Source organism: Pseudomonas sp. CFBP13509, from assembly GCF_005233485.1.
GTDB classification, from domain to species: domain Bacteria; phylum Pseudomonadota; class Gammaproteobacteria; order Pseudomonadales; family Pseudomonadaceae; genus Aquipseudomonas; species Aquipseudomonas marginalis.
Genome location: NZ_QGAA01000001.1, coordinates 557,428 through 577,387 on the forward strand (window position 1 = coordinate 557,428; position 19,960 = coordinate 577,387).

At 62.2% G+C, this 19,960-nt stretch carries 19 protein-coding genes; 10 read left to right on the plus strand and 9 right to left on the minus strand.

The annotated features are described in order from the left end of the window. Nucleotides 1-83 precede the first annotated feature (83 nt). Entirely contained in the window at nucleotides 84-1,163 is a 1,080-nt protein-coding gene (lptG, locus tag PspCFBP13509_RS02660) for an LPS export ABC transporter permease LptG (RefSeq protein ID WP_065924180.1), read from the minus strand. Then, nucleotides 1,156-2,274, minus strand: a complete 1,119-nt coding sequence (gene lptF, locus PspCFBP13509_RS02665; RefSeq protein ID WP_065924181.1) for an LPS export ABC transporter permease LptF — start codon at nucleotides 2,272-2,274, stop codon at nucleotides 1,156-1,158. Before lptF ends, lptG begins: the two co-directional genes overlap by 8 nt. A gap of 274 nt (nucleotides 2,275-2,548) precedes the next feature. On the opposite strand from lptF, the gene PspCFBP13509_RS02670 reads away from it, so the two are divergent. The 5 genes from PspCFBP13509_RS02670 (at nucleotide 2,549) to rlmF (ending at nucleotide 9,196) form a co-directional block, all read left to right on the plus strand. Continuing rightward, a complete protein-coding gene (locus PspCFBP13509_RS02670) occupies nucleotides 2,549-4,039 on the plus strand; it encodes a leucyl aminopeptidase (protein ID WP_065924182.1) in 1,491 nt (496 codons plus the stop codon). Between the two features lie 167 nt (nucleotides 4,040-4,206). Continuing rightward, nucleotides 4,207-4,635, plus strand: coding sequence for a DNA polymerase III subunit chi (locus PspCFBP13509_RS02675; RefSeq protein WP_027604668.1), 429 nt, complete (start codon nucleotides 4,207-4,209; stop codon nucleotides 4,633-4,635). A gap of 7 nt (nucleotides 4,636-4,642) precedes the next feature. Continuing rightward, on the plus strand, nucleotides 4,643-5,035 hold the full coding sequence (locus PspCFBP13509_RS02680; RefSeq protein WP_065924183.1) for a DNA polymerase III subunit chi: 393 nt from the start codon (nucleotides 4,643-4,645) through the stop codon (nucleotides 5,033-5,035). Between the two features lie 149 nt (nucleotides 5,036-5,184). Further along, nucleotides 5,185-8,031, plus strand: coding sequence for a valine--tRNA ligase (locus PspCFBP13509_RS02685; RefSeq protein ID WP_074843998.1), 2,847 nt, complete (start codon nucleotides 5,185-5,187; stop codon nucleotides 8,029-8,031). A 148-nt stretch (nucleotides 8,032-8,179) separates the two neighbouring features. Then, complete coding sequence (rlmF, locus tag PspCFBP13509_RS02690) at nucleotides 8,180-9,196, plus strand: 23S rRNA (adenine(1618)-N(6))-methyltransferase RlmF (protein ID WP_027604671.1); 1,017 nt, start codon at nucleotides 8,180-8,182, stop codon at nucleotides 9,194-9,196. Nucleotides 9,197-9,263: 67 nt separating this feature from the next. Here rlmF and PspCFBP13509_RS02695 read toward each other — a convergent pair whose 3' ends face one another. Then, nucleotides 9,264-9,545, minus strand: a complete 282-nt coding sequence (locus PspCFBP13509_RS02695) for an HU family DNA-binding protein (RefSeq protein ID WP_003188840.1) — start codon at nucleotides 9,543-9,545, stop codon at nucleotides 9,264-9,266. A 396-nt stretch (nucleotides 9,546-9,941) separates the two neighbouring features. On the opposite strand from PspCFBP13509_RS02695, the gene yejK reads away from it, so the two are divergent. After that, nucleotides 9,942-10,946, plus strand: a complete 1,005-nt coding sequence (yejK, locus tag PspCFBP13509_RS02700) for a nucleoid-associated protein YejK (protein ID WP_012722392.1) — start codon at nucleotides 9,942-9,944, stop codon at nucleotides 10,944-10,946. Then, entirely contained in the window at nucleotides 10,946-11,296 is a 351-nt protein-coding gene (locus PspCFBP13509_RS02705; RefSeq protein ID WP_065924185.1) for a glutaredoxin family protein, read from the plus strand. Before yejK ends, PspCFBP13509_RS02705 begins: the two co-directional genes overlap by 1 nt. Here the strand turns inward: PspCFBP13509_RS02705 and PspCFBP13509_RS02710 are convergent, their stop codons facing one another. Genes PspCFBP13509_RS02710 through PspCFBP13509_RS02730 form a run of 5 tightly spaced genes read right to left on the minus strand, consistent with a single transcriptional unit; the run spans nucleotide 11,297 to nucleotide 15,059 of the window. Then, nucleotides 11,297-12,274: a FecR family protein gene (locus PspCFBP13509_RS02710; RefSeq protein WP_065924186.1), complete on the minus strand. Its 978-nt coding sequence runs from the start codon at nucleotides 12,272-12,274 to the stop codon at nucleotides 11,297-11,299. It lies immediately after the preceding gene. Then, entirely contained in the window at nucleotides 12,271-12,849 is a 579-nt protein-coding gene (locus PspCFBP13509_RS02715) for an RNA polymerase sigma factor (RefSeq protein ID WP_027604674.1), read from the minus strand. Before PspCFBP13509_RS02715 ends, PspCFBP13509_RS02710 begins: the two co-directional genes overlap by 4 nt. A 9-nt stretch (nucleotides 12,850-12,858) precedes the next feature. Next, nucleotides 12,859-13,185: a DUF3325 domain-containing protein gene (locus PspCFBP13509_RS02720; RefSeq protein WP_065948902.1), complete on the minus strand. Its 327-nt coding sequence runs from the start codon at nucleotides 13,183-13,185 to the stop codon at nucleotides 12,859-12,861. Beyond that, entirely contained in the window at nucleotides 13,186-14,760 is a 1,575-nt protein-coding gene (locus tag PspCFBP13509_RS02725; protein ID WP_137211519.1) for a PepSY-associated TM helix domain-containing protein, read from the minus strand. Continuing rightward, complete coding sequence (locus PspCFBP13509_RS02730; protein WP_065924190.1) at nucleotides 14,757-15,059, minus strand: DUF3649 domain-containing protein; 303 nt, start codon at nucleotides 15,057-15,059, stop codon at nucleotides 14,757-14,759. Before PspCFBP13509_RS02730 ends, PspCFBP13509_RS02725 begins: the two co-directional genes overlap by 4 nt. Before the next feature lie 170 nt (nucleotides 15,060-15,229). On the opposite strand from PspCFBP13509_RS02730, the gene PspCFBP13509_RS02735 reads away from it, so the two are divergent. The 3 genes from PspCFBP13509_RS02735 (at nucleotide 15,230) to fecA (ending at nucleotide 19,086) form a co-directional block, all read left to right on the plus strand. Beyond that, a complete protein-coding gene (locus tag PspCFBP13509_RS02735; protein ID WP_137211520.1) occupies nucleotides 15,230-15,718 on the plus strand; it encodes a sigma-70 family RNA polymerase sigma factor in 489 nt (162 codons plus the stop codon). Next, nucleotides 15,715-16,656, plus strand: coding sequence for a FecR domain-containing protein (locus tag PspCFBP13509_RS02740; protein WP_137211521.1), 942 nt, complete (start codon nucleotides 15,715-15,717; stop codon nucleotides 16,654-16,656). Before PspCFBP13509_RS02735 ends, PspCFBP13509_RS02740 begins: the two co-directional genes overlap by 4 nt. 90 nt (nucleotides 16,657-16,746) lie before the next feature. Further along, entirely contained in the window at nucleotides 16,747-19,086 is a 2,340-nt protein-coding gene (gene fecA / locus PspCFBP13509_RS02745) for a TonB-dependent Fe(3+) dicitrate receptor FecA (protein WP_065948905.1), read from the plus strand. Here fecA and PspCFBP13509_RS02750 read toward each other — a convergent pair. Beyond that, a complete protein-coding gene (locus PspCFBP13509_RS02750; protein ID WP_065924193.1) occupies nucleotides 19,083-19,955 on the minus strand; it encodes a LysR family transcriptional regulator in 873 nt (290 codons plus the stop codon). The two genes, fecA and PspCFBP13509_RS02750, sit on opposite strands and share 4 nt — an antisense overlap. Nucleotides 19,956-19,960 lie beyond the last annotated feature (5 nt).

Genomic DNA, 19,960 nt, shown 5'->3' on the forward strand with positions numbered 1-19,960 from the left:
TCAGGCCGGGCGTCATCTTTGCTGACCAGAACAAAAATGCCCCACTCATCCGAGCGGGGCATTTTTTATCCAACGGTGCGGTATCAGCCGGCCCGGCGCAGCAGCCAGAACCCGGCCAGGGCGCAGATGGCCGTCGGCACCAGCACTGCAAACAGCGGCGAGAACCCGAACACCAGGCTCGACGGGCCGAGCAGATCCTGGGCGATGCGGAAGGTGAAACCGACCAGCACGCCAGTGAATACCCGCTGGCCGAGGGTCACGGAGCGCAACGGACCGAAGATGAACGAGATCGCCATCAGCACCAGTGCGGCGGTCACCACCGGCTGCAACACCTTGACCCAAAATGCCAGCCAGTAACGACCGTTATTCAAGCCTTGATCCTTCAGGTAGTGGATATAGCCCCACAACCCGGAGATCGGCAGGCTTTCGGGGATCATCACCACCGTATTGAGCAGTTCCGGCTTGAGGGCGATATCCCACTCTTCACTCGGCACATTGATCACTTCGGTGCTGGCCTTGGTGCCTTGGCCGACATTGCGGAAGTAAGTCGTGGTGACGTCGGTCAGTTGCCATTTTTCGTCGCCGTACTGCGCGCGTTTGGCGAAACTGGACGACAGCATGTGACGTTCCTTGTCGAACGTATAGCGCGTCACACCGATCAACAGCCCGCCCGGTTGCACGGCGTTGATGTGGATGAACTCATCACCCTGGCGGTGCCACAGGCCATGCTTGGCGCTTTGTGCATCGCCCGAGCCCTGGGCCAGGGCTCGATTGGCCTGGGCGGTGGTTTCGGCCGGCGGCGCTACGTACTCACCGATCAGCACGCTGCACAGCATCAGCAGCAACATAGGCTTCATGACCGCCCAGACGATACGCCCGATGGACACACCGGCGGCGCGCATGATGGTCAGTTCGCTGTTGCTGGCCAGGCTGCCCAGGCCGATCAGGCAACCGATCAGCGCGGCCATCGGCATCATGTCGTAGAGACGACGCGGCGCGGTGAGTGCCACGTAGCCGAGCACGTCCCATACGGTATAGGTGTCGCTGACGTTGCCGACTTCATCGATGAAGGCGAACAACGAGGCCAGACCCAGGATAATGCCCAGTACCGCCAGGATGGCGATCAGGACGCTGCTACCAATGTAGCGATCGAGCTTAGCCACGAGCCAACTCCTTCTGGCCACGACGGCTCATCATTTTCAAACGGATAGGCTCCCAATACAGCAGCCCCAGGCCGATCAACAGGAACATGCCGTGCACCCACCACAGGCCCAGGACCGGCGACAGCTTGCCTTTCTCCAGGGAGCCACGGGCGGAAATCAGGATGGTGAGGTAAGCCATGTACAGCAGGATCGCCGGCAACAGCTTGAGGAAACGGCCCTGGCGCGGGTTGACGCGCGACAGCGGCACGGCCATCAGGGTCACGATAAACACCAGCAGCGGCAGGGAAATCCGCCATTGCAGCTCGGCGATGGAGCGCAGTTCCTTGCTGCCGAGCAGGTCCGCCGTGGGGATCGCGTCGCGGTCGGTGACTTCGTCGCTGATATCCGGGCGGGCCAGCATCACGCCATAGGTGTCGTACTTGATCGCGCGATAGTCGGCCATGCCTGGACTGCCATCGTAGCGATAGCCATTTTCCAGGATCAGGTAGCGGCTGCCGTCAGGACGCACTTCCTGGCGGCCCGAATCGGCCACCAGTACGGAAATGCCCCGGTCTTTCTTGTCCTGGCCAAACCGTTTCTCGGAGATGAACACACCGCCCAGGTTGGCGCGGTCGTCGGTCAAGGTTTCCGTGTAAGTCACCCGCGAGCCATCATTGAGTGCCTGGAAACGGCCCGGCTCGAGGGTGTCGAACTCGGTCATCGCGTCCTGTTTGTTCAGCACCAACTGGAACTGCATCGCGCCCTGGGGAGCCAGGCTCAGGCTCAACCAGGCCACGATCAGCGCAACGCCGGCCGCCGGAATCATGGTCATGCCCAGCAGGCGCTGCTGGCTCATGCCGGTGGCCGAGAGCACGGTCATTTCACTTTCAAGGTACAAGCGGCCGTAGGCCAGCAGGATGCCGAGGAACAGGCCCAGCGGCAGGATCAGTTGCAAGAATCCCGGCAGGCGAAAGCCCATGATCAGGAACAGCGAGCCTGGGTCCAGGGCGCCGGAGGCAGCCTGGGCCAGGTATTTGACGAAACGACCACTCATGATGATGACCAGCAGGACCGCACTCACGGCACTCAGGGTCAACAGGACTTCGCGGGACAGATAACGGAAGACGATCAAACCAGACACTCCAGGGTTGTCAGGCTAAGGCGGCCAAACAAGCAAGCATACCGAGTCAGCCCGTTTGCACCGGGCCGGCTAAAAAGATGGCGCATTATCCTGTGATTGACCGCGCCTGTCACTGCGCAACCTCATGCGCAGGCACAAAGGGTTGTCAGGCTCCGTCGGCGAGGTTCAAACTGCGGCCTTTGTCGCTGGTGGTTTACACAGCCGCCACGCTTTAAAGCCTGCGTACAGACGCCAGGCTCTCAGACCTTATATAAGGGACCCGAAAATGGAATTGGTTGTAAAAAGCGTTAGCCCCGAAACGTTGAAAACCGCCACCCTCGTGGTCGCCATCGGCGAAGGCCGCAAGCTCGGCGTAGCCGCCAGGCAGCTCGACGAACTCAGCGGCGGCGCGATCAGCGCGGTTCTCAAGCGCGGCGACCTGGCCGGCAAAGTCGGCCAGAGCCTGCTGCTGCAAAGCCTGCCTAACCTGAAAGCCGACCGCGTATTGCTGGTGGGCGTGGGCAAGGACGCTGAACTGGGCGACCGTCCGTTCCGCAAGATCATCAGCGGCATCCTCAACACCCTCAAGGGCCTGGGCGGCAGCGATGCGGCACTGGCACTCGATGAAATCGTCGTAAAAGGCCGTGACAGCTACGGCAAGACCCGCCTGCTGGCCGAAACCCTGGTGGACGGCGGCTACATTTTTGATCAGTTCAAGAGCCAGAAAACCGAACCCCGCGCCCTGAAGAAAATCACCCTGCTGACCATCAAGGCCGCCCAGGCTGAAGTCGAGCGCGCCGTGACTCACGCCCAGGCCATCGCCAATGGCATGTCGTTCACCCGCGACCTGGGCAACCTGCCGCCGAACATCTGCCACCCGACCTACCTGGGCGAACAGGCCAAGGCATTGGGTAAAGAGTTCAAGGGCCTGAAAGTCGAAGTCCTGGATGAGAAGAAGATCAAGGAACTGGGCATGGGCTCGTTCTATGCCGTGGGCCAGGGCAGCGACCAACCGCCACGCCTGATCGTGATGCAATACAACGGCGGCAAGAAGTCCGAGAAGCCTTACGCCCTGGTGGGTAAAGGCATCACCTTCGACACCGGCGGCATCAGCCTCAAGCCGGGCCTGGGCATGGACGAGATGAAGTACGACATGGGCGGCGCCGCCAGCGTGTTCGGTACCCTGCGCGCCGTGCTGGAACTGAAGCTGCCGATCAACCTGGTGTGCATTCTGGCCTGCGCCGAAAACATGCCGAGCGGCGGCGCGGCCCGTCCGGGCGACATCGTCACCACCCTCAGCGGCCAGACCGTGGAAATCCTCAACACCGACGCCGAAGGCCGCCTGGTGCTGTGCGATGCCCTGACCTACGCCGAGCGCTTCAAGCCACAGGCCGTGATCGACATCGCCACCCTGACCGGCGCCTGCATCGTTGCCCTGGGTTCCCACACCTCGGGCCTGCTGGGCAATAACGACGAGTTGATCGAGCAGCTGCTCAGCGCCGGCAAGGCCGCCGACGACCGCGCCTGGCAACTGCCGCTGTTCGATGAGTACCAGGAACAGCTGGACAGCCCGTTCGCCGACATCGCCAACATCGGCGGCCCGAAAGCCGGCACCATCACGGCTGCGTGTTTCCTGTCGCGCTTCGCCAAGAACTTCAACTGGGCGCACCTGGACATCGCCGGCACGGCCTGGACCAGCGGCGGCAAGGACAAGGGCGCCACCGGCCGTCCGGTGCCATTGCTGACCCAATACCTGCTGGACCGCGCCAAAGCCTAAACACCTGCCCAACTGCCTGCCGCGGTCAACTGTAGGAGCGAGCTTGCTCGCGAAGAGCGTCAACGATAACGCGTTCATCTTGGATGAACGCATTGTTCTCAGGTTCTTCGCGAGCAAGCTCGCTCCTACATTATGACGGCGGCAGGCGCGGCAGCCCAGGAACCGCAATGACCCAAGTCGACTTCTATATATTGCCCAGCGCCGATCCGCTCGCGCGCCTGGACTTCGCCTGCAAACTCACCGAAAAAGCCTGGCGCATGGGCCACCGCATCTACCTGCATTGCAGCGATGCAGCCCAACGCGACGAGCTCGACGCCCGCCTGTGGCGTTTCAAGGGCGAAAGCTTCGTGCCCCACGGCCCCGCAGAATCAGAACCCGAAGGCCAGGTTGTCCTGGGTTTGGGGGACAGTTGCGGCAATCACCAGGACCTGCTGGTCAACCTGGACCTGAAAGTACCGCCTTTTGCCAAGGCCTTCGCCCGTGTGGCGGAAGTGGTGGTGGAAGATCCGGCTATTCGTCAGGCCGCGCGGGAGAGTTTCCGTTTCTACCGCGAACAGGGCTATCCTTTGCAAGATCACCGGCTACAACGACTTTGAGTACATGATGGACACTCCCAACCCGACAAAAAAAGATGACCACCTGCTGGACGACCTCGAGTCGATCCGTCAGTTGCTGGGTGATGATGACTTGCAACCGCCGCTATTGACCGAACAGGCCGATGGCGAGGTACAGATTCCGCTGTTGTTCGACATGGTCGGCGGCAAGCAGGTCGCCCCGGAACCGGTTGTCGAAGCCCCCGTTGTGGTGGACGCTGCCCCTGCTGCGGCTGAAAAGGGCCCCGACGCCCTGCTGCTGCACCTGGACAACGAACTGCGTGCCGCTGCGCAATTGATCATGCAAGACGTGATCGACGACTTTGCCCCCCATATCGAAACCGAGATCAAGCGCCGGATGGATGCGCGGATGGAGCGGCTGCTCAGCCAGTACCAGTCTTAAACCGTCCATAGACCCCCTGTGGGAGGTGGCAAACTCCTCCCACATTTGATTGCCTGCACCTTAAGCCCGCCTTCGCCTCGCCCTGCGCCCTATCCCCCGTTATACTTGCCGGCTTTCCTGAATATATGCCAACTAGGGTCCCGCCGCGCATGGATAAGACCTACCAGCCGCACGCTATTGAAACTTCCTGGTACAACACCTGGGAGTCCGAGAACTATTTCGCTCCGCAAGGCGCGGGCGAGTCCTACACCATCATGATTCCGCCACCGAACGTCACTGGCAGCCTGCACATGGGCCATGGCTTCAACAATGCGATCATGGATGCGTTGATCCGTTTCCGCCGCATGCAGGGCCGCAACACCCTGTGGCAGCCGGGTACCGACCACGCCGGTATCGCCACCCAGATGCTGGTGGAGCGCCAACTCGAAGCCACTGGCCAGAACCGTCACGATCTGGGTCGCGAGAAATTCCTGGAAAAAATCTGGGAATGGAAAGACCAGTCCGGCGGCAACATCAGCCGTCAGATCCGTCGCCTCGGCTCGTCCGTGGATTGGAGCCGCGAGCGCTTCACCATGGATGACGGCCTGTCGGAATCGGTGAAAGAAGCCTTCGTGCGCCTGCATGAAGACGGCCTGATCTACCGCGGCAAGCGCCTGGTCAACTGGGACACCAAGTTGCACACGGCGATTTCCGACCTTGAAGTGGAAAACCACGACGAGAAAGGTTTCCTGTGGAACCTCAAGTACCCGCTGGCCGACGGCGCCAGAACCGCTGAGGGCAACGATTACCTGATCGTCGCCACCACCCGTCCGGAAACCATGCTTGGCGACGCCGCCGTCGCGGTCAACCCGAACGACGAGCGCTACCAGGCACTGATCGGCAAGTTCGTCGAGTTGCCGCTGGTAGGCCGCCGCATCCCGATCATCGCCGACGATTACTGCGACCCTGAATTCGGCACCGGCTGCGTGAAAATCACCCCGGCCCACGATTTCAACGACTACGAAGTCGGCAAGCGCCACAACCTGCCGTTGTTGAATATCTTCGACAAGAATGCCGCCGTGCTGCCGGCCTGCCAGGTGTTCAACCTGGACGGTACGCTGAACGACAGCATCGACGGCAAGATCCCGGCCGAATACGCCGGCCTTGACCGTTTCGAAGCGCGCAAGCAGATCGTTGCTGCCTTCGACGCTGCAGGCCTGCTGGTCAGCGTCGACGACCACGCCCTGAAAGTGCCGAAGGGCGACCGCTCCGGCACCGTGATCGAACCGTGGCTGACCGACCAGTGGTACGTGTCCACCAAGCCACTGGCCGAGCCGGCGATTGCCGCCGTGGAAGACGGCCGTATCCAGTTCGTGCCCAAGCAGTACGAAAACATGTACTTCTCGTGGATGCGCGACATCCAGGATTGGTGCATCAGCCGCCAGCTGTGGTGGGGCCACCGTATTCCGGCCTGGTACGACGAGTCGGGCAAGGTCTACGTGGGCCGCGACGAAGCCGAAGTACGTGCCAAGCACAATCTCGGCCCGGACGTGGCGTTGCAACAGGACAACGACGTACTCGACACCTGGTTCAGCTCGGGCCTGTGGACGTTCTCCACCCTGGGCTGGCCGCAGCAGACCGAATTCCTGAAGAAATTCCACTCCACCGACGTGCTGGTCACCGGCTTCGACATCATTTTCTTCTGGGTTGCCCGGATGATCATGCTCACCATGCATTTGGTGAAGAACGAGGACGGCACCCCGCAGGTACCGTTCAAGACCGTGTACGTGCACGGCCTGGTTCGGGATGGCCAGGGCCAGAAGATGTCCAAGTCCAAGGGCAACGTCCTCGACCCACTGGACATCATCGACGGCATCGACCTGGAAACCCTGGTGCAGAAACGCACCTCGGGGCTGATGCAGCCGAAACTGGCGAAGAAGATCGAGAAGCAGACCCGCGACGAATTCGCCGACGGCATTGCCAGCTACGGCACCGATGCGCTGCGCTTCACCTTCTGCTCGCTGGCGTCCACCGGTCGCGACATCAAGTTCGACATGGGCCGCGTCGAAGGCTATCGCAACTTCTGCAACAAGATCTGGAACGCCGCGCGCTACGTGCTGGACAAAGGCGAAGACTGCGGCCAGAACGGCGAGGCCATCGAACTTAGCCTGGCCGACCGCTGGATCATCTCGCAGCTGCAGCGCACCGAGGCCGAAGTGACCCGTCAACTCGACCAGTTCCGTTTCGACCTGGCCGCACAGGCCTTGTACGAGTTCATCTGGAACCAGTATTGCGACTGGTACCTGGAACTGTCCAAGCCCGTGCTGTGGGACGAAAACGCGCCGATCGAACGTCAGCGCGGCACCCGTCACACCCTGGTACGCGTGCTCGAAGTCGCCCTGCGCCTGGCGCATCCGTTCATGCCGTTCATCACCGAAGAAATCTGGCAGCGCCTCGCGCCGCTGGCCGGCAAAGACGGCAAGACCATCATGCTGCAACCTTGGCCGGTGGCCAACGAAGCACGTATCGATGAGGCGGCCGAAAGCGACATCGAATGGCTCAAGACCCTGATGCTCGGCACGCGCAACATCCGCGCCGAAATGAACATCGGCCCGGGCAAGCCACTGGCGGTATTCGTGAAGAACGCCAGCGCCGAAGACCAGCGTCGTCTCACCGAGAACGATGCGCTGCTCAAGAAGCTGGCGAAGCTGGAATCGATCACCGTATTGGCGGATGGCGCCGAAGCGCCACTGTCAGCGACCGCGCTGGTCGGCGAGATGGAAGTGCTGGTGCCGATGGCCGGCTTGATCGACAAGGGCGCGGAACTGGCCCGTCTCGACAAGGAAATCCTGCGCCTGCAAGGTGAAGTGGCGCGGGTGGGCGGCAAGCTGTCCAACGCGGCATTCGTCGACAAGGCACCGGCTGAAGTGATCGATAAGGAACGCGCCAAGCTGGCCGAGGCCGAACAGGCTTTGGGCAAGCTGGCGGAGCAACATGCGCGGATTTCCAGCCTCTAAGGGGCAATCCGTGTGAAAAAAGAGACCTTCGGGTCTCTTTTTTTGTGCTTGCGGTCAATGTGGGAGGGGGCTTGCTCCCACATTTGACCGAGTTATCCTCGGGAATGTGTGACAATGGCCGCCACTTTGAGCCAACACCAGAATCATCATGACCGCCCCCACTACGCCCAAACCTCCACGCAAGAAGCCTAAGACCGCAGCCACGGCCAAACCCGTCGCGCCGCGCAAAGAGGCTACCCTGCACCCACGCAACCGCCACACAGGCCGTTACGACTTCCAGGCGTTGATCAAGACCACGCCGGAACTGGCGCAATTCGTGATCATCAACCCCTATGGCAAAGAGAGCATCGACTTCGCCAGCCCGGACGCGGTGCGGGTGTTCAACCGGGCGTTGCTCAAGGCCTTCTATGGCATCCAGCATTGGGACATCCCGGCGGATTACCTGTGCCCGCCGGTACCGGGACGTGCCGACTACGTGCACTTCCTCGCCGACCTGCTGGCCAGTGTCAACGAGGGCAAGATCCCGCGCGGTTCAATCGTCAAGGTGCTGGACATCGGCATGGGCGCCAACTGCGTCTACCCGCTGATTGGCTATATGGAGTACCGCTGGAACTTCCTCGGCTCGGAGGTCGACCCTATCGCCGTGGCCGCCGCCAAGGCCATCGTGCAGTCCAACGACCTGAGCAAGGTCATCCAGTTGCGCCAGCAGGAAAACCCCAAGCACATCCTGCTGGGCCTGCTGGAACCGGGTGAGCGTTTTGACCTGACCATGTGCAACCCACCGTTCCATGCGTCCATGGACGAAGCCACCAAGGGCAGCGAGCGCAAGTGGCGCGCCCTGGGCCGGGCCGATCCCAAGCGCAAATTGCCGGTGCTCAACTTCGGAGGCCAATCGGCCGAGTTGTGGTGTGAAGGCGGTGAAGCGCGCTTCGTGACGCAATTGATCGCCGAGAGTGCGCACTTTGCCCACAAGGTGTTGTGGTTCAGCACCCTGGTGTCAAAAGCGTCAAACTTGCCCGCGATCGAGACCGCCCTGAAAAAAGCCGGCGTGCTGGAAAGCCAGGTGGTGGAAATGTCCCAGGGCCAGAAGCAGAGCCGTTTCGTGGCCTGGACCTTCCAGACCAAGAACGAACAGCAGATCTGGCGCCAGCGCTGGGTGCGATAGAGACAAATCCCAGGCAACAAAAAACCGTGCCCGGATCGCTCCGGAGCACGGTTTTTTTTGCTGCGTCTTACTTGTTAACAGCGTCGGTCAGGCCTTTGGCCACAACCAGCTTGATAACTTTCTTGGCAGCGATTTCGATGGCAGCGCCAGTCGAAGGGTTACGGCCAGTACGGGCAGGACGCTCGGTCACTTTCAGTTTGCCAACGCCTGGCAGAGTGATTTCGCCGCCGTTTTCCAGCTGGTCAGCAACAACTTGGCTCAGTTGGTCCAGCAGAGCGCGCACGGTGGTTTTCGGTGCGTCTACTGCTTCAGCCAGGTCAGCGATCAGTTGGTCTTTAGTAATAGCCATTGTGGTGTTCCTTCCCTATCAAATTCATATGGATTGCAGAGTGCAGTGTCAGCCGTCGAGCCCGACCGTCATGGCCTGGCACCCCCGGCTATAACCACGGAGATCGGGGTTATAGATGCTTGAAACGGGGATTGGTTCGACCTGACAGATGCTGAATGCACGCTTATCGCCGAGACTTGGCGTAAGACGGGGCAAAACTAGCACAGAGACGGGGAAATATCCGCCTCTACCTACCCATTTGGTCAGCTTTATCGCTCTAAACCGTGAAAAAAAGGCATATGCCTCGTCCGAGAGCACCCAAAATGCCCTTCGACGCGTGTCTTGACCAATGGGTGCGGTACACTGGGCGACTTTTCGGGGAGGCCGACCGCTCCCCTTCAACCAGCCGAGAAGCCCATGCCGATCCGTCATTGCATCGTCCACCTGATCGACAAAAAACCCGACGGCACACCTGCAGTTCTCCACGCCCGCGACTCCGAGCTTGCCGAGTCGGCCGCCATCGAGAACATGCTTGCCGATCTCAACGAGAGCTACAACGCCAAACAAGGCAAGGCCTGGGGTTTCTTCCATGCCGAATCCGGCGCGCACCCGTTCAGCGGCTGGTTGAAGGAATATTTCGAGGGTGGCCAGGATTTCACCACGTTCAGCCGCACCGCCGTCGAACATCTGCAAAAACTGATGGAAGAGTCCAACCTCTCCACCGGCGGCCACGTGCTGTTTGCCCACTACCAGCAAGGCATGACCGACTACCTCGCCATCGCCCTGCTGCACCACAGCGAAGGCGTGGCGGTAACCGACGAGCTGGACGTCACCCCGTCGCGCCATCTGGACCTGGGCCAGTTGCACCTGGCAGCGCGTATCAACGTGTCCGAGTGGCAGAACAACAAGCAGTCCAAGCAGTACATCTCGTTTATCAAAGGCAAGAACGGCAAGAAGGTCTCGGAATACTTCCGCGACTTCATCGGCTGCCAGGAAGGCGTCGACGGCCCGGGCGAGACGCGCACCCTGCTCAAGGCCTTCAGCGACTTCGTCGAAAGCGAAGACCTGCCGGACGAATCCGCCCGCGAAAAAACCAAGACCCTGGTCGATTACGCCAGCAGCCAGGCCAAGCTCGGCGAGCCCATGGGCCTTGAAGAGCTGTCGGGCTTGATCGATGAAGATCGGCCCAAGGCGTTCTACGACCATATCCGCAACAAGGACTACGGCCTGTCGCCGGAAATCCCGGCGGATAAACGCACCCTCAACCAGTTCCGCCGCTTCACCGGGCGCGCCGAGGGCTTGTCCATCAGCTTTGAAGCACACTTGCTGGGCGACAAGATCGAGTACGACGAGGCCGCCGGCACCTTGATCATCAAGGGCCTGCCGACCCAACTGACCGACCAGCTCAAGCGCCGCAACTGATGCTCGGCGGGGTCCTCAAGAAAGTCCTGCTGGTGTTGCTGGTGGTGGTGGTTATCCAGAACTGGGGCAAGATCGAGCGGCTGTTCAACCCCTCCCAGGTGGTCCCGGAGCAGACGCGAGCCTCGGCGCGGGTGGTGCTGTATGCCACCGAGTGGTGCGGCTACTGCAAGCAGATCCGCCGCTTCCTGGACCAGAAGGGCATTCCGTACCAGGCCGTCGATATCGAGAAGGACGCCCAGGCGCGCAAGGCGTATGAGGCGCTGGGTGGTGGCGGGATTCCGTTTGTGGACGTTAACGGGACGCTGATTCGCGACTACAACCCTGACGCGATCATGGCCGCGCTGAAATAATCAGCGCACCACGATTACCCGCCCCAACAGGCTGTGCTGCTCGAACCCCAATACCGCTTGCAAGGCGTTGAGTACCGCCTGCGGGTCTTTGCTCGGGAAGCTGCCGCTGACGCGCTTGGCACCCATCTCTTCGTTGAGCAGCAGGATGCGGCCAGGGTAGTAACGCCCCAAGTCCTTGACCACCTCCGCCAGCGGCGCCTTGTAGTAGTTGAGCCAGCCATCCCGCCAGGCCAGGCGGGATTCGCTGTCGACCGCGTGCAAGGGATCGGCGCTGCCATCGGCGTAGGCCACTTGCTGGCCCGCCGTCAGAATTTGCTGCGGACCCTGTTTCGACGCGGTCACGCCCACCCGTCCCGACAACACCGTCACCTCGGCCCCCGCCGGTTGCAGGCGCACTTCGAACTGCGTCCCCAGCACCCGCGCTTCGCCGCCGCCCGCCTCGACCACAAAGGACTCGCCGGTGTGGGTGACGCTGAAAAAACCTGCACCGCGACGCAATTGGATATGCCGCTCACCGTCGCTGAAGTCCACGGCAATGGCGCTGTCCGCATCCAGCGTGACCCGGGATTGATCGGCCAGGGTGACGGTCTTCACTTCTCCCGGTGCGCTCACGTAATCGGCGCCGAAGTCATCGATCCACCGCGAAGGCTGCCAACCGGCGCCCATGGACACCATCAACACCAGGCACGCCGCCATGGCTAATGCGCCGGACCAGCGCACCACCCGCGAGCGCGTCGGGGTGTTCATCGCATTGAGGTAACCCTGCAATGCCAGCGCGTCTTCATCCGCCAGTTGGCGTGCCGGCACTTCGCTCAACTCCCAGAGCACCTGGGCCTGGGCATAGGCTTCGACGTGCGCAGAATCTGCCCTTAGCCAGCGGCTGAACGTGGCCTGGTCGCCACTGCTGGGCTGGTCGTGCAACAGGCTCAGCCAGGCCAGTGCGGCTTGTTCCTGGTCAGGTGTGGGGGTCGGATTCACGGTGCTTTCCCTGGCGTGCGCGATGGCGATGGTTCGCGAAGGCTGGCTTTGCAGGCTTCGAGGGCACGCATCATATGTTTTTCCACGGCGCTTTGGGACAGGCCCATGGCCTTGGCGATTTGCGCGTACTTGCGCCCGTGAATGCGGTTGAGCAGGAAGATCTGCCGGGTGCGCTCCGGCAGGCTGCGCAGGGCGGCTTCGACATGCCGCAGGTCGTTGCCCGCCTCGAGCGCCGCCTGGGGTTCGGAGCCCTGGTTATCCTGCTGTTCCGGCAGCCAGCCTTCACTGCTGCGCACCCGCGCGCCTTCGCTGCGCAGGTGGTCGATGGCGATATTGCCGGCGCAGCGCAACAGGTAGGTGCTGAGTTCTTCGACCTGCACCAATGGCCGACGCCAAAACCGCAGGAAGAGGTCCTGCACCAGGTCGGCCGCCGTGGCGCGGCACCCGACACGGCGGCTCACCAACGCTTCCATCTGCGAACGCTGGGACAAGAACACCTGCAGGAAATGCGCGCGCCCACCCGCCGCGTCAGCCTGGGGGCTGTCCTGGGAATCGGGTGGGGTGCTGATCATCATGGCGGCGGCTCAGAACGTTGCGAAGGCGGCAACAGGGCAGGCCAGCAGGCCGACGCCTGCCAGGATCAAGGCCAGCCTTGGCCGATACGGCAACAACAGCACCAGCAACAGGGCGCTGAGCATCAACACCGCGCACCACTCCACCAGGCCCTGGCCCCAACCGGCGACAGCCACGGCGGGCCAGATCGAGACGGTCAGCAGCAGCCAACCGATGACGCGCAAAGCAATACGCCGCCGAGGTGATGGCCTGCTGTGCAGCAGTTCGCCGTGGTGACGGTCGGTGGACAGGCACAAGGCGGTAAACCCGGCGTAACACATCAGCAGCGCGAGGAGCATTCAGTTCGCCTCCTGCTTGAGCTGCAGCGGCCGCGCCCGTTCGGTCTTGGGCTGCGGGGCCTTGCGGTGCTGCATCTTCCAGGCTGCCCAGGCGAGGAACACACCGCTGGCCAGGCAGGTCAGGTCGAAGCCCGCCATGGCCCAGTCGCCCGTCGCCAGTGAAGCGCCCAAGTGCTGCGACGTGGTCAGGGCATTAAGCAACGGGATTGCGGCAAACAGCAGTGCTGCGAAGCTCAATTGCTCAACCCAACCCTGGCGGCCCCGGCGCAGGATCGCGTGCAACAGGCTCAGGCCCCAGGCGATAAAGAAGGCCTGCACTTCCCAATCGGAGCGCTCGGCAAAGCCCACCGGCAATAAACGGTTGGCCCAGAAGAAGGCTGCAATGGCGATCAACAGCCCGGACATGCTGGCGATGTTCAGCACTTCCACCAGCCGCAGTTCAAACGGCATCACGCCGTTTTTTGCATGTTTGAGTTGCCGCTTGCCGAGCCAGATCACCAGTCCCGTGCCGATCATCGCCGTGCCCGCCAGGCCGCAGATAAAGTACAACCAGCGCAGCACCGGACCGGCGAAATGGCCCATGTGCAGGCCATAGAAGCTGCCGCCGATCGCCGCCGGCAGCGATTGTTCAGCACTGACCCGCAACAACTCACCCGTGTTGCCGTTGAACGACACGGTACTGCCGAAGTCATGCACCACGCGGTCGGAGCTGGCACGGAACAGGTTCACCGAAGCGTTTACATCACTCGGGTTGTTCACCGCCAGCCGCCCGACATGCCCACCCGCCCACTGCGCCCTCGCCTGCTCGTACATCGGCAGCAATGACAGCAATTGGCCTGGCTGGCCCAGCGCCGGCGCGTTGTTGGTGGCGGGGAACACGTCATTGAAGAAGGCCCGGGTGTCGTTGCCATAGGAGGCCACGATCGGCGCCGGCATCACCATGCTCATGAAAATCACCAGGCTGCTGTAGGTGATCATCAGGTGAAACGGCAGCACCAGCACACCCACCGCGTTATGCCCGTCGAGCCAGGAACGCTGGCCTTTGCGGGGGCGGAAGGTGAAGAAGTCCTTGAAGATTTTCTTGTGGGTGATGATGCCCGTGATCAACGCCACGAACATCACCATCGCTGCAATGGTCGACAGCCAGCGGCCCCACGGGTAAGGCATTTGCAGCTGGAAGTGGAAGCGGTAGAAGAAATCCCCGCCCATGCTTTCCCGGGCCTCTACGGCCTGCCCGCTCACGGGGTCGAGGGTTTTCTGAATGAAATTGCCGCGTTTGCCGGGGTCGACTTTGTCTTGCCACATCACTGACAGGCCAGGGTCGCGGCTATCCGGCAAGGTGATGAACCAGCGTGCGGCCGTGGGTGCGACCTTCTGCAGGTAGTCTTGGGCGACACTCAGGCTGCGCGCATCATCCAGGGGATGGGCCTGCACTTCGGGCTGCATCCAGTGACTGATCTCATCCTTGAAATAGGCCAGGGTGCCCGTCAGGAAAATCGCAAACAGCAGCCAGCCAAAGATCAGCCCGGCCCAGGTATGCAACCAGGCCATGGCCTGACGAAAGCCCTCTTTCATGTGCGTGCCATCCACAAGCCCAGGCCTGCCAAGGTGGCGAACGCCGCGCTCGGCAGCATCACGCCGCACCACGCGCGCCATGCCGTACGGCAGGCGAAGCACCACAGCACTGCCAACAGGTAGAACACGAACGAACTCATCATCCCGGTGATCACCGCATCGGCGCGGGAGACAGGCATCCACAGTGCCAGGCAGATACTGGCCAGGGACGCCATCAGGTAACCGCCAACCACAGCGGCGAGCACCCGCGATGTGACAGCGAGACGATAGGAAGCAGGCAGTGAGGTTTTGCTTTTCATGCGGGAGGCGCCAGGTTCATCAGCGCGCAATATTAATGATAAATATTCTCATAAGCAAAACAGAACGGATGAAACACCTGCCTTCACGCATTGCCGAACGGTTGGCGGCGCCCTACAATGCGAACAATTCTTGTTCTCTAAAGCATGCCCATGCTTGTGGAGTGTTTGCGTTGCAGCCGTCCAACCCTGTCGAAGTGCTCTACAACGACCATCACCACTGGCTCACCGGCTGGTTGCGAGGCAAGCTCGGCTGCCCGGAAAGTGCTGCAGACCTGGCACAGGACACCTTCATCCGGGTCCTGACCGCACGGGAGGCGCCGACGCTGGTCGAGCCCCGCGCGTTCCTCACCACGGTCGCCAAGCGTGTGTTGTTCAACTTCTACCGCCGCCAGGACCTGGAGCGCGCCTACCTCGACGCCTTGGCGCAGATGCCTGAGCAGGTAGCGCCATCAGAAGAAGAGCGCGCGATCATCCTGCAAACCCTGCTGGAGCTGGACCAGTTGCTCGATGGCTTGCCCACCCAGGTCAAACGCACGTTCCTGCTGGCCCAGCTCGACGGCCTGACGTATGCGCAGATCGGCGCCGAACTGGGCATCTCCATCGCCACCGTCAAACGCCACCTGAATAAAGCCGCCATGCGCTGCTATTTCGCCCTATGAATGTCTCGACCCAGGTTGCCGAACAGGCCGTGCACTGGCTGATGGAAATGCAGCAAGGCGCGCTCAACCCACGCCAGCAGGCGGCCTGGCAACAATGGCTGAATGCCCATAGCGAACATCAGCGCGCCTGGGACCATATCCAGCGCGTCAACCAGCGCCTGCGCGGCATGCCCTCGCCCCTGGTCCATGCGGCGTTGAACGCACCTAAGTCCAGCAGCCGGCGCCAGGCGCTGAAGTTGTTGCTGATCCTCGGCGCCGGTTCGGCCGCCGCCTGGAGCCTGCGCCAGCAGCATATCCTGCCGCCGTTGAGCGCCGACTATCGCAGCCCCGTCGGCCAGCGGCGTAAGGTGCAATTGGCCGACGGCAGCCAGTTGCAACTCAATACCGGCAGCGCCGTGGATGTGCACTTCGACGGCCGGCAACGGCTGATCCGCCTGCTCGAAGGCGAGATCCTGCTCACCGGCAATGCCGGCAGCACGCCGCTGCAGGTGTTGACCGGCCAGGGCCTGCTCAGCAGCCAGGCGGCGCGCCTGAATGTGCGCCAGTTCAACGACCACACCCAACTGGCGGTCTTGGACGGCCGCGTCGAGGTGATGCCCAACACCTACAGCGGCCTGCCCCTGACGGTCGAAGCCGCGCGCCAGGTCAATTTCACCCGTAAAGGCTGGGACACTCCGCGCCCTACCGACGCCAACAGCGGCGCCTGGGCCGACGGCATGCTGGTGGCCGCGCATATGCGCCTGGAGGACTTTCTCGCCGAACTGGGTCGCTACCGCCGTGGCCAGCTCAATTGCGATGCGCAAGTCGCCAACCTGCTGCTGTCCGGCAGCTACCCGCTGGACGACAGCGAACGCATCCTCGACCTGCTGGAGGTCAGCCTGCCGGTCAAGGTGCGGCGTTTTACCCGCTATTGGGTGAGCGTCCAGGCACGTGCATAAATTATTTTCAGCCACCGTGAGCCGTTTTCCGCACCTCGCGTGACAGAGAAGGAAAGCCACCTTGATCCTTCCTTCTCAGGACCGCCCTCCATGCCCCAGCAACCCACCCTTCTCGCCCGCACCTTGCGCCAACTGCTGCTGGGCGCCAGCCTCAGCCTGACCGTACTGCCTTGCGTGATGGCGGCCGATACCAAGCCGTATCACATCGCCCCAAGCTCGCTGGAAGCAGCCCTGAACCAGTTTGGCCGTGAAGCCGGCGTGTTGATTTCCTTCGGTTCCGAAGTCACGGCGGGCATGCAAAGCCGTGGTTTGTCCGGCAGCTACAGCGCCGCCGAAGGCCTGCAGAAGCTGCTGGAAGGTACCGGCCTGCAAGCCCGCGCCGAAGGCGACAACGCCTACAGCCTGCAACCGGCAACGGCGCCGGCGGCTGTCGAGTTGGCGACCTCCAGCGTGGTCGGCGACTGGCTCGGCGATGCGGCGCAAACCAATGTCTTCGAACACCCCGGCGCCCGTGACGTGATCCGCCGCGAAGAGTTCGAACGCCAGGGCGCCACCCAGGCCAAGGACGTGCTCAACCGCATCCCCGGCGTCAACGCTCCGGACAATAACGGCACCGGCAGCCACGATATGGCGCTGAACTTCGGCATTCGCGGTCTCAACCCGCGCCTGGCCTCGCGCTCAACGGTGCTGATGGACGGCATCCCTGTGCCCTTCGCGCCGTACGGCCAGCCGCAGCTGTCCTTCGCGCCGATCAGCATGGGCAACATGGACGCCGTGGACGTGGTGCGTGGCGGCGGCGCGGTGCGCTACGGCCCGCAGAACGTCGGCGGCGTGGTCAACTTCGTGACCCGCGCGATCCCGGATGCACCCACCGTCAAAGGTGGCTTGCAGACCGAGACCAGCCCGTCTTCCAGCCATGACGGCTTCAAGACCACCGGCAACCTGCTGGCCGGCGGCACTGCCGAGAATGGCCTGGGCGGCGCGATTTTGTATTCCGGCACCCGTGGCGGCGACTGGCGCGAAAACAGCAACACGCGCATCGACGACCTGATCCTCAAAGGCAAATACCAGCTCGACGACGCCAACAGCTTCAACGCCATGGCGCAGTACTATGAAGGCCAGGCCGATATGCCTGGGGGCTTGAACGTCGCGGACTACAAGGCCGATCCATATCAGTCCACCCGCCCCTACGACAAATTCTGGGGCCGCCGTACGATGTTCAACGTCGGCTATCGCTACGAGCAGGACCGCCGCGAATTCACCGTCAACAGCTTCTTCACCAAAACCCTGCGCAGCGGCTACCTGGACCAGGGCACCTTCCTGTCGCTGTCCCCGCGTGAGTATTGGGTGCGCGGCTTGGAAACCCGTTTCGCCCAAGGCTTTGACCTCGGCCCGACCAGCCATGAAGTGGGCGTCGGCTACCGCTACATCAACGAAGCCGGCCACGAGTTGCGCTACCGCACGCCGATTTCCGCCAACAACCAGCAAATCCCCAGCACCGACAGCCGCAACGACCGCGACACCCGCGGCGGCACCGAAGCCAATGCGTTCTTCGTCGATGACCGGATTGATATCGGCAAGTGGACCATCACCCCGGGCATCCGCTACGAGATGATCGAGTCCCAGCAGAGCAACAACCTGACCAACGTCAAATACAAAGGCGACTACAACACCGCGCTGCCGGCGTTGAACGTGCTCTATCACCTGACTGACGACTGGAACCTGTACGCCAACACCGAAGGTTCATTCGGCAGCGTGCAGTACAGCCAGATGCCCAACCGTGTGACCAGCGGTGAAGTGAAACCGGAAAAAGCCCGCACCTGGGAACTGGGTACCCGCTATGACGACGGCACCTTGCGCGCAGAGATCGGCGCGTTCCTGATCAACTTCGACAACCAGTATGAAAGCAACCAGACCAACGATTCGGTGATCGCCCGCGGCGAAACGCGCCACCAGGGTATTGAAACCAGCGTCAACTACGCCCTCGATGGCTTGAGCCCGGCGCTGGCCGGTTTCGATGTGTACGCTACCTACGCCTACGTCGACGCCACCATCCGCGAAGACGGCCCGAACAAAGGCAACCGCGTGCCCTTCTCGTCCAAGCACAAGGGCACCCTTGGCGTGGGTTACACCGAAGGGCGCTGGAAACTCAATGTGGACAGCAGCTATCAGAGCAGCCAGTTCGCCGACAACGCCAACACTCAGGCAGAAAGTGCTGACGGCGCCAACGGTCGAATCCCCGGCTACATGCTGTTCAGCAGCCGCGCAGCCTATGACTTCGGCCCGCAACTTTCGGATCTGAATGTGGCGGTCGGCGTGAAGAACATCTTCAACACGCAGTACTTCACCCGCTCGTTCGACGACAACAACAAGGGCAAATACGTGGGTGAGCCGCGTACGCTGTACGTGCAGACCTCCATCGCGTTCTAACTGCCCGCCAGGCAACTGGGGGTGGCGGCGACCAGAGCGTCGATTGCACAACGCGTCTTGGCCGGCATATGCACGGCTGTCGGCCAGATCACATGGATCGGCGCAGGTTGCTCGCGATAGCCGGGCAACACCGCGACCAACTGCCCCCGCAGCACATAGTGCGCAATCAACCAACTCGGCAACCAGGCCAGGCCGACGCCCGCGATGGCGGCATCGGCCACCGCCTGGAGGTCGTCCATCATCAACGGCGAGGCCACGGGATTGCGCTGCGAGGTCGTGCTGCGATAGGCAATGCCGCGATGGCCGGCAAGGTCTTCGATGCATTCAATCGGCCCGACGCGCTGCAAGTACGCCGGTGACGCCGCCAGCCCAACGGCCTGTTCGCCCAGGCGACGTGCACTGAGGCGGTCGGTGTCGGGCAGCGGGCCGATCCGCACAGCGACGTCGAAGCCTTCCTGTGCCAGGTCCACCAGCCGATCGGCGAAGCTGATCTCGATCTCCAGTTCCGGATAGCGCGCCATCAACCCCCACAATGCCGGGGCCGCGTAGTGATGCCCGAAGGCCAGTGGCAAACTCGCCCGCAAGCGGCCGCGTGGGTGTTGCCGGCCGCTTTCCAGCACCGATTCGGCCGCCTCGAGCTCCGCCAACGCGCGCAGGCAATGCTCGTAGTACGCCTGGCCGTCCTCGGTCAGACGCTGGCGGCGGGTGGAGCGCTGCAACAGGCATGTGCCCAGGCGCGCTTCCAATCGCGCCAGGCCCTTGCCGACCGCAGAGCGGGTGAGGTTCAGCCGTTCGGCTGCCCCGGTCAGGTTGCCGCTTTCGACGATGTGCAGAAACAGCTCAACGCCATCAAAACGCGGTGTCGTCATGGCTC

Excerpts from the sequence above, each read along its gene's own strand:
- PspCFBP13509_RS02670 (WP_065924182.1), top strand. The coding sequence starts at position 2,549 with ATGGAATTGGTTGTAAAAAGCGTTAGCCCCGAAACGTTGAAAACCGCC.
- PspCFBP13509_RS02675 (WP_027604668.1), top strand. The coding sequence starts at position 4,207 with ATGACCCAAGTCGACTTCTATATATTGCCCAGCGCCGATCCGCTCGCG.
- PspCFBP13509_RS02680 (WP_065924183.1), top strand. The coding sequence starts at position 4,643 with ATGGACACTCCCAACCCGACAAAAAAAGATGACCACCTGCTGGACGAC.
- PspCFBP13509_RS02685 (WP_074843998.1), top strand. The coding sequence starts at position 5,185 with ATGGATAAGACCTACCAGCCGCACGCTATTGAAACTTCCTGGTACAAC.
- rlmF (WP_027604671.1), top strand. The coding sequence starts at position 8,180 with ATGACCGCCCCCACTACGCCCAAACCTCCACGCAAGAAGCCTAAGACC.
- PspCFBP13509_RS02695 (WP_003188840.1), bottom strand. The coding sequence starts at position 9,545 with ATGGCTATTACTAAAGACCAACTGATCGCTGACCTGGCTGAAGCAGTA.
- yejK (WP_012722392.1), top strand. The coding sequence starts at position 9,942 with ATGCCGATCCGTCATTGCATCGTCCACCTGATCGACAAAAAACCCGAC.
- PspCFBP13509_RS02705 (WP_065924185.1), top strand. The coding sequence starts at position 10,946 with ATGCTCGGCGGGGTCCTCAAGAAAGTCCTGCTGGTGTTGCTGGTGGTG.
- PspCFBP13509_RS02715 (WP_027604674.1), bottom strand. The coding sequence starts at position 12,849 with ATGATGATCAGCACCCCACCCGATTCCCAGGACAGCCCCCAGGCTGAC.
- PspCFBP13509_RS02720 (WP_065948902.1), bottom strand. The coding sequence starts at position 13,185 with ATGCTCCTCGCGCTGCTGATGTGTTACGCCGGGTTTACCGCCTTGTGC.
- PspCFBP13509_RS02725 (WP_137211519.1), bottom strand. The coding sequence starts at position 14,760 with ATGAAAGAGGGCTTTCGTCAGGCCATGGCCTGGTTGCATACCTGGGCC.
- PspCFBP13509_RS02730 (WP_065924190.1), bottom strand. The coding sequence starts at position 15,059 with ATGAAAAGCAAAACCTCACTGCCTGCTTCCTATCGTCTCGCTGTCACA.
- PspCFBP13509_RS02740 (WP_137211521.1), top strand. The coding sequence starts at position 15,715 with ATGAATGTCTCGACCCAGGTTGCCGAACAGGCCGTGCACTGGCTGATG.
- fecA (WP_065948905.1), top strand. The coding sequence starts at position 16,747 with ATGCCCCAGCAACCCACCCTTCTCGCCCGCACCTTGCGCCAACTGCTG.
- PspCFBP13509_RS02750 (WP_065924193.1), bottom strand. The coding sequence starts at position 19,955 with ATGACGACACCGCGTTTTGATGGCGTTGAGCTGTTTCTGCACATCGTC.